Source organism: Methanosarcinales archaeon (genome assembly GCA_014859725.1).
In the GTDB taxonomy this organism is placed as follows: domain Archaea; phylum Halobacteriota; class Methanosarcinia; order Methanosarcinales; family Methanocomedenaceae; genus Kmv04.
This window is the reverse complement of sequence record JACUTQ010000096.1, coordinates 1-8,526: the sequence shown is the minus strand read 5'-3', so window position 1 is coordinate 8,526 and position 8,526 is coordinate 1. Positions and strand designations below refer to the sequence as shown.

At 43.3% G+C, this 8,526-nt stretch carries 8 protein-coding genes; 2 read left to right on the top strand and 6 right to left on the bottom strand.

Translation table 11 applies throughout. The features are described from left to right. Positions 1 to 90 precede the first annotated feature (90 nt). The 3 genes from IBX40_08575 to IBX40_08565 form a co-directional block, all read right to left on the bottom strand. Positions 91 to 498, bottom strand: a complete 408-nt coding sequence (locus IBX40_08575; GenBank protein ID MBE0524367.1) for a hypothetical protein — start codon at positions 496 to 498, stop codon at positions 91 to 93. 106 nt (positions 499 to 604) lie between these two features. Further along, a complete protein-coding gene (gene arcC, locus IBX40_08570; protein ID MBE0524366.1) occupies positions 605 to 1,540 on the bottom strand; it encodes a carbamate kinase in 936 nt (311 codons plus the stop codon). Beyond that, on the bottom strand, positions 1,537 to 2,874 hold the full coding sequence (locus IBX40_08565; protein ID MBE0524365.1) for a GTPase: 1,338 nt from the start codon (positions 2,872 to 2,874) through the stop codon (positions 1,537 to 1,539). The genes arcC and IBX40_08565 overlap by 4 nt, the downstream gene beginning before the upstream one ends. A gap of 403 nt (positions 2,875 to 3,277) precedes the next feature. Here IBX40_08565 and sucC point away from each other — a divergent pair, with 403 nt between their 5' ends. Continuing rightward, a complete protein-coding gene (gene sucC, locus IBX40_08560; GenBank protein ID MBE0524364.1) occupies positions 3,278 to 4,393 on the top strand; it encodes an ADP-forming succinate--CoA ligase subunit beta in 1,116 nt (371 codons plus the stop codon). Then, a complete protein-coding gene (sucD, locus tag IBX40_08555) occupies positions 4,390 to 5,256 on the top strand; it encodes a succinate--CoA ligase subunit alpha (GenBank protein ID MBE0524363.1) in 867 nt (288 codons plus the stop codon). Before sucC ends, sucD begins: the two co-directional genes overlap by 4 nt. 17 nt (positions 5,257 to 5,273) lie before the next feature. Here the strand turns inward: sucD and IBX40_08550 are convergent, their stop codons facing one another. The 3 genes from IBX40_08550 to IBX40_08540 form a co-directional block, all read right to left on the bottom strand. Continuing rightward, positions 5,274 to 6,368 carry a tetratricopeptide repeat protein gene (locus tag IBX40_08550; GenBank protein ID MBE0524362.1) on the bottom strand — a complete coding sequence of 365 codons (1,095 nt, stop codon included), beginning with the start codon at positions 6,366 to 6,368 and terminating at the stop codon, positions 5,274 to 5,276. Next, positions 6,361 to 7,599 carry a hypothetical protein gene (locus IBX40_08545; GenBank protein ID MBE0524361.1) on the bottom strand — a complete coding sequence of 413 codons (1,239 nt, stop codon included), beginning with the start codon at positions 7,597 to 7,599 and terminating at the stop codon, positions 6,361 to 6,363. Before IBX40_08545 ends, IBX40_08550 begins: the two co-directional genes overlap by 8 nt. A gap of 139 nt (positions 7,600 to 7,738) precedes the next feature. Beyond that, on the bottom strand, positions 7,739 to 8,191 hold the full coding sequence (locus IBX40_08540) for a DUF2339 domain-containing protein (GenBank protein MBE0524360.1): 453 nt from the start codon (positions 8,189 to 8,191) through the stop codon (positions 7,739 to 7,741). Positions 8,192 to 8,526 lie beyond the last annotated feature (335 nt).

Sequence of the window (8,526 nt, the reverse complement as noted above, 5' to 3'; positions counted from 1 at the left end):
TTTTGAAAAGCAAGAAAATATGACCGGTACAATTAACTCAGAATTGAAAGAATGTTAATTATACCAGTCACAGAATTGAACGTCTCAGTTTCAGGTCATACCGCCTAATTCGATCTCTTTACCTTCCTCATCTGTTATAGTCATCTTGCCGTCTTTCATGCTGATAATTGACACAACCTTCCCGGTAGCATCATAGCTTGTCCATTTGAATGTTTCATCATTCTCTGACCATAAATACTCCATTTTCGCTATCTCATCAGCAGTATTGGTTTCCATGACAGCCTTGCACATGGCAACACCGTCCAAGGTCTCAGTACCGACAATCTCCATAGAAGTCATCTCTCGTGTCTGGGGATTTGAGGCCTGCCAGGTTGTTCCGACCGGACACCATTCATCTTCAGCGCCTTCAGAGACGCTGTATTCAACATCACCATCACTGGTTGAGATGGTTGTGGAATCATTTTCTGTGCAGCCTGATGCTATTAATGTCAGTAACATCAGCAATATTATCAGTTTCTTGAGCAATTTGTTTACCTCCATATTCAGGTAGATCTAATGCGATTTAAATACATTGATTTCAGGTAAATAAATTTGAAGAATTTATTCAGGACCCCCCGATCACAGTCCCGGCCCTCCCCTCCAGCGCTTCGACCACGGTCCCGGCCCTGCACACGATCGCCCGTTCCCCACCCTGCTCCACGAACTCCACTGCAGCCTGTATCTTGGGACCCATGCTCCCGGACGGGAAATGCCCTTCAGCCAGGTAGCGGCGTGCATCCACCACAGTCAGACAGTTCAAGTTCACCTGTTCAGGTGTATTGTAGTTTAAGGCCACCTTATCTACAGAAGTTAGAAACAATAATATATCAGCGTTAATTTCAACTGCCAGCAGACTGGATGCCAGGTCCTTATCGATAACAGCATCCACTCCTATAAGATCTCCATGCTTTTTTACCACCGGGATCCCACCGCCACCGCAGGCCACAACAATCACCCCATTCCGGATCAGGTCTTTGATAATATCTGCCTCGATGATCTCAACAGGTTTGGGTGAGGGGACCACCCGCCGCCAGCCCCTGCCGCTGTCCTCAATCATTATGTGGCCGCACTTCTCGAAATCCTTGATCCTTTCAATATCATAAAATGGCCCCACCGGTTTGGTAGGATGATCAAAAGCAGGGTCCCCGGGGTTCACCTGCACCTGTGTCATCACCGCAGTAACATTTGTGTCCAGATGGTGGTCTTTCAATTGGTTTTTCAGACTTTGGGCGATCATGTAACCCATGCTTCCCTGGGATTGTGCCACATCAATATTCAGCGGCATATAAGGAGCTTTACCAATGGCAGCCTCCACCTGTATCATGATGAAGCCAACCTGTGGCCCGTTCCCATGTGTCAAGACAACCTGATGACCTGCTTTAATTAAATCGGCAATATATCCCATGGATTCGAAAGTGTTGGCGAACTGTTCTTTGATAGTCCCCCGCTGCCCTTGTTTGATTAATGCATTTCCACCTAAAGCAGCTACTATCAGGCTCAAACACTCACCTTTTTCAAAAACTCATCTATCACTTGTTCCAGATTCAATTCCCCGATCTCTTTGATTTCATATCTGACCCTGGTTGACGGTTTTTTTATGTTGACCACCCGACTGAGATCAATGGGAGTACCTATCACTACAGCATCGCAGTCTGTATTATTGATTGTCTCTTCCAGATCGCTGACCTGCTCATCGCTATATCCCATGGCCGGGAGCAGCGGTCCTATATCATGAAATTTCCGGAAGGTTTCAGTAATGGTACCCACGCTATAGGGTCTGGGATCAACGATCTCAAGTGCCCCGGCCTTTTTAGCTCCTATTGTCCCGGCACCATATTTCATACCTCCATGGGTCAGTGTAGGTCCATCCTCCACCACCAGCACCCGTTTACCCTTTATGATCTCAGGATGTTCCACCGTGATGGGTGAAGCAGAATCAATGATCAAAGCATCCGGATTGACCTCCAGGATGTTGCGTCGCACCAGTTCGATATTTTCAAGTTCAGCTGTGTCCTGTTTATTGATCACTACCACATCTGCCATTCTCAGGTTTATTTCACCAGGGTAGTATGTTAACCCGTCCCCTGCCCTGTGGGGGTCGGCCACTACAATGTTCAGGTCGGGTTTGAAGAAGGAAAAATCATTGTTACCCCCGTCCCATACCACGATATCGGCTTCAGATTCAGCAGATCGCAGTATCTTCTCATAATCCACACCTGCAAATAACGTGCAGCCTGCATTGATATGGGTCTCGTATTCCTCCCTTTCCTCGATGGTGGTGTCCATTTCATCCAGGTCTTCGTATGATGAAAAACGCTGTACTGCCTGCTTTACCAGGTCCCCGTATGGCATGGGATGCCTGACAACAGCTATTTTCTTACCCTGATGCCTCAGGATCTGGCAGATCTTTTTGCTAACTGAGGTCTTGCCGCTGCCTGTACGTACCGCACATACAGCTATTATAGGCTTGCTGCTCTTCAACATTGTCGAATCAGGGCCCAGCATGGTAAAATCAGCTCCTGCAGCATTTACCACTGCACCTTTTGACATGACGTACTGGTATTGTACATCACTGTATGCGAACACTACCAGATCAACGGAATGTGCATGTATTAACTCGACAAGGTCTTTTTCCGGGTATATCTGTATCCCGTCCGGATACAATTCGCCTGACAGAGCAGCTGGATATCTCCTTTCCTCGATATTTGGGATCTGAGTGGCTGTGAACGCAGTGACCTGATACATAGGATTATCCCTGAAATAAACATTGAAATTGTGGAAATCCCGTCCCGCTGCCCCCATAATTATTACTTTTATTGGAATATTACTGTTCATACTGGTGGTTCAACTCCCTATTTTTTTATATTTAGATGGAGTTTTTCCAGTATATTATCCTTGCTATGGCTGAAGCCAAAATTAAAAAAATAAGAAAAAAAAAGGGGAGGGAGGGATAAAATCGAAAATTATGTCAAGCAATCCATACAGATGTATTTGTGCAGTACCTGGATTTCAGGGGCAAGTTCGAATTTTTTCTCACCGCATGAATCGCAGACTTTCCTCTTCAGTGCAAGTTCTGGTTTGATTTTGGTTTCCATTTGAATCACCGAACAATCATTATTGTTAATGATATATAAATGTTGTGTTTATTTATAATGATTATACATGTATATTGAGATACACTCTTTCGGCAGTTAAATATGTAATGTTTACAAAGATAACACAAAAAGGTGGGAATTGGATGAAACTTCACGAATATCAATCTAAGGAAATTTTCAGGCAATATAACATACCTACATCGGAAGGGGTGTTATGCACAACACCTGAAGAGGCAGAAAAAGCTGTTCATGATTTTAACAGTGCAGCAATAAAAGCCCAGGTCCTGGTAGGAGGCAGGGGCAAAGCAGGTGGCATTGCCATCGCAACGCCAGAGAATGCAGGAGAGATTGCTACCCGAATAATGGGTCTTACTATTAAGGGCCTGCCTGTGAAAAAGGTACTTGTGGAGCAGAAGGTGGACATCAAGCAGGAGTTCTATCTATCCATTGCGTTTGACAGGAATTCCAGGCGGCCTTTGTTAATAGCCAGCGCCAGCGGGGGTGTGGATATTGAAGAAGTGGCCAGGACATCACCCCATCTGATCCATAAGGAATCCATTGATCCATCTTCAGGCCCCGAACCTGATCAATTATTGCGCATTGCCAGGCAGCTTGACCTTGATTCAGCTTTACTTTCAACTGTAGTAAAAAACCTTTATCTCATCTATGATGAACTGGACTGCACGCTGGTCGAGATAAACCCGTTAGTATTAACACAGGATGGATCTTTAATAGCACTGGATGCCAAGATAAATGTGGATGACAATGCCCTGTTCCGCCAGAAAGCCATGCAGGACCTCTACGAGAAGAACCTGGATGACCTTGAACCGTTGGAAGTGGAAGCTAAAAAGCTGGGTATGAGTTATGTGGCTTTAGAGGGAAGCATCGGCTGCATCGTGAACGGCGCAGGACTGGCCCTTGCCACCCTTGACATGATCACCCAATCAGGCGGGAAGGCTGCCAATTTCATGGACGTGCGCGGCGGGGCCGACGCTTTCCATGTGGGGCGGGCTGTGGCGATCACCGCATCCAACCCAAATACAAAAGTGCTGCTCATAAACATGTTCGGTGGCCTTACCCTGTGTGATGAGATCGCTGAAGGTATTAAAAATAATCTGCAGGAACTGGATATTCCTGTGGTCGTCAGACTGACAGGGACCAATCAGGAAAAGGGCTGGGAGATACTTGAAGGTGCCAATGTAACAGTGGCACAAAGTACAGCAGATGCAGCCAGGATCGCAGTGGAGATGGCATCATGAGTATATTTGTGGATAAAAATACACGGCTGATCGTACAGGGAATTACCGGTCATGTGGGTACGTTTGAGACCAGGCTTATGCTGCAGGCCGGCACCCGAATTGTAGGTGGTGTCACTCCAGGCAAAGGCGGTCGTACCGTGGAAGGAGTGCCAGTTTTCAACACTGTACAGGAATGCGTGGATTCAACTGAAGCAAACACCTCAATTATTTTTGTTCCCCCTCCCTTTGCAGCCAGTGCCATCCTCGAGGCGGAAGATTCTGGTATTGAACTTATTGTGTGTATAACAGAAGGAATACCGGTAAAAGATATGGTCAGGGTATTTCGAAGTAACGAGGGTAATGATATGAGGCTGGTCGGCCCCAATTGTCCTGGAATTACTTCACCAGGCCAGGCCAGGGTGGGTATCATGCCAGATTCGATCTTTGTGCCAGGTCGTGTGGGAGTTGTATCACGCAGCGGCACCCTTACGTATGAGGTTGTGGATGCATTAAGCAAGAACGGAATTGGACAGTCCACCTGCGTGGGTATAGGTGGCGACCCACTTATCGGAACTTCGTTCATTGATACACTTGAAATGTTCCAGAACGATCCTGATACTTCGGCTATTGTTCTGATCGGTGAGATCGGGGGTACGGCCGAGCAGGAAGCTGCTAAATATATCAGGGAGCATATCACCAAGCCTGTTGTGGGTTATGTGGTAGGGATCAGCGCTCCACCCGGGAAGACCATGGGGCATGCCGGTGCTATAATCAGCGGTGGCGGTGGGACTGCAAAGGAGAAGATACAGGCGCTGGAGGGGGCTGGGGTGGCGGTGGCTGAGAGTCCTGAGGATGTGGCTGTAAAGATAAAGGAATTGATATAGACACTACATCAGATTTTTCAAGATCGTAATGATTTGAGATTTTCCTCACAGAAATTGATCATTCTTGGATCTTTTATCTCTTTTCCAATTTCAAGAGCTTTTTCATAGTACTCTATGGCCTTTTCTACCTGCCCCAGATAACTGTACGCATTTCCCAGGTTTCCAAGCCGGTTTCCTTCTCCGCGTCTATTCCCTATTTCCAGATCTATCACGAGCGCCTTTTGATAGTACTCTATGGCCTTTTCTACCTGCCCCAGATTTCTGTATGCATTTCCCAGGTTTCCGAGCCAGATTCCTTCTCCGCGTCGATTCCCTATTTCCAGATCTATCACGAGCGCCTTTTGGTAATATTCAATGGCCTTTTCTACCTGCCCCAGATTGCGGTATGCATTTCCCAGGTTTCCGAGTCGGTTTCCTTCTCCCCGTCGATCCCCTATCTCCTGTGCGATCACCAGCGCCTGTTCAAGGTATTCGATTGCTTTCTTATACAAACTTATTTGTAAATATAAAATCCCAAGCGAATTCAGAAGATACCCGCTTATTTCATCATCTTTGGAAAGCTCTGAAAGCAGAGTTTCTTTTAACTCTATACTGTGTTTTATCTCATCAAAATACCTATAATCAGTTTCCATTGCAAATTCAGTGAGAGCGGGTCTGTGTTCTTCTGCCAATGGCACTTCAACAAATTCCACGACCCTGTTCCTGAAGGCAAAGAAATCAGGCGCCTCATTGTCAATGCAGGTAAGTTCTTTGTCTGTTACCCAGAATACTGCTTTCACTTTATATTCAACAATTTCCTCCCTTTTGAAATTCAAATATTTAAGGGCTTCAGGAAATCCTTTTTCCATATTCTGCACAAAAAAAACAGTATGGTCAGAATTTTTTAAAGAAAAAAAAGATGGCAGGTCCTTATGTTCTCCCGCATCAACACTAATTGCTTCAAGTCCCTGTTCATTCAGTAGTTTCTTAATCTCTTTCTCAACATCAATACGCACATATTCACTTAGATACAGTGCAAAAAGAATGGATGCCTTGTTATATTTATGCGCGCGAATTAAATAATTGGCAAGTCTTGAAACGCGCGTCTCGAGAGGATCTTTTATTTCAGTCATTCTCTACAAGTTCAACAAGTGTAGGATGAATATCGCACCAGGTCTCATCGTTCATATATTCCAGAACACTCAGGTTGTGCAATAGATGCCCGATTTTTTCAATCCCGTGGATTTCATTATCCTTACATATTTCTTTAAGGGTCGTATAGTCATCAGATTTTAATATCCGCCTGAAATCACTTCTGATCTCTCGTTCCCCTCTTTTAACATCGTCTTCAATTATTTGATGCCTTTCATTTTCTATTGCACTGTCGGCGGCAATCTGCATGATACGTGCGGTTTCCCTGAACACACCTGCGCCCATTCTAATAGCCAGATCGAGTGAGTCAGGCTCTATCAGGTCCTTTTTCATTCTGTGAAAAACAAACAATCTCATCAGCTCATAACCTGCACCATACTTACTGTTCCTATCATTCTTGTGATGGAGTTTTACATTGGGTAAGAAAAACTTTGATTCCCTAATTGCTATAAACTCCTGGGCAAAGAATATGGATATTGGTACAGTATAAACAATATAGCATGCCGGTTGAGTAATAGCAGTCTGATTATCATAAAATATTTCCTTAGCCTGTTCCAATCGTGGTTTATCCAGATCATCGATGAGGACCAGTACTTTCTTTTTTTCATTGCTTTCAATATTTGCAATGATAAGATTTATTTTGTCTATCAGTTCAGAAAGTTTAGGTTCAATTGTTTTTCTAATAATATCTCTTGATGTATCCTCAGCTTTTATTTTTGCAAGGACCGAGAGGAAAAATGTTTTCAGTCCACCTTCAACAGAAGTTTCAATGGAAATCTGTTTCTCAGTGGTTTTTTCTATAACTCCCTTCCATGCTTCAAGTTGTTCAATTAGTCCGGTTTCAAGCTTTTTACCAGCTTCAATATACTGCAAGTATAATTCGGCACCTATTGAAAAAAGTACGTCAACATAATTCAGGTTATTAACATCACAAACGTCTTTTACAGAATATTTTACAATGAAAAAATTATTCCGTATCTCACCATCATCAGCAAGTATATTGAGTTCAGTGGACTTACCACAACCACGATGGCCTGAAAAAAAGTATTTGGGTGCTAATCTATGACGGCGAAGGAGTGCCCTTTTTAATTTACCCAACGGCCTTCCTTCTCTTTCCACATGGAATGGGCTATTAGCAGGAAGAGGATAAAAAGGATCAAAATTACTCCATGCAAGATCGAGATCTTCAGCAATAATGAATTCTTCTGGCATTTTGATTCTCCTGAAAGGATAATAAATATTAATATTCTAAATATCACTTACAACTTAATCTTAATGTTATTAAACACTTATATCAGGTTCGTTTTTTATACCAATAAATCAGATTCGCATCCAATAATCCTTCTAAAGATCAAACAACTAAAACAGTATTCATACCAAGGCTCATGTCCAGAGCTTCTCGAAATTCTTTGAAGTGGTATGTTGAATATATTGTGAAATAGAGAAGCGCAATCCCGCCTCCGGTAATGAGATGTGAGAACCTGAGATATTCCTTCCTCCTGAAGACTTCCCCTGCAATCAGGACTGCCAATGAGAAGATGATGCCCAGGACAACACGTTCGAGAATCCCAATCCATCCCTGTTCAACAGCGTACCGGTAAAGGTAGAAAAGACCGAGCAAGATGAATATGAAACCTATACTACCGAATATCTTAAATCCCAGGTTCTCGGACGGCCGGGAGGTCTCCTTGGAAACTTCCTTTTGTTCATCCGTATGTTTTTTTCCTTCCAGAACAGCAATGCGTCTCTCCAATTCGGTAATCCTGTTGATAATTAATTGGATTTGTATTTCATCAGCCAGCAAAGAAAAACCTCATAAATATTTGAAATAAAATATTACTATAATGTTTATTAATTATAAACATTTCTATCAAGTCTGGAACTGTACAATTTGCAGTAGTATGGAACAGAAACCATTTTATATTAGTAATACAAATTAGAAATTGCGTAACACAAATTGTTACAAAATTTAATATAAGTAACACAGATAAGGAGTGAAACAAAATATGACAACCGAAATGGAACTACCAGATTCAATAAAAGAATGGGAACAAACAAATCCCCAGGCATTCAAAGTATATAAGAAAAATTTCAATGCAAATCGGGAAAATCAGGAAGAGTTAATAAAAAGAAAGGTCC

Bases quoted from the DNA above. Each gene is read 5' to 3' on its own strand.
- IBX40_08565 (MBE0524365.1), bottom strand. From the start codon at position 2,874: ATGAACAGTAATATTCCAATAAAAGTAATAATTATGGGGGCAGCGGGA.
- IBX40_08575 (MBE0524367.1), bottom strand. From the start codon at position 498: ATGTTACTGACATTAATAGCATCAGGCTGCACAGAAAATGATTCCACA.
- IBX40_08550 (MBE0524362.1), bottom strand. From the start codon at position 6,368: ATGACTGAAATAAAAGATCCTCTCGAGACGCGCGTTTCAAGACTTGCC.
- IBX40_08545 (MBE0524361.1), bottom strand. From the start codon at position 7,599: ATGCCAGAAGAATTCATTATTGCTGAAGATCTCGATCTTGCATGGAGT.
- sucD (MBE0524363.1), top strand. From the start codon at position 4,390: ATGAGTATATTTGTGGATAAAAATACACGGCTGATCGTACAGGGAATT.
- sucC (MBE0524364.1), top strand. From the start codon at position 3,278: ATGAAACTTCACGAATATCAATCTAAGGAAATTTTCAGGCAATATAAC.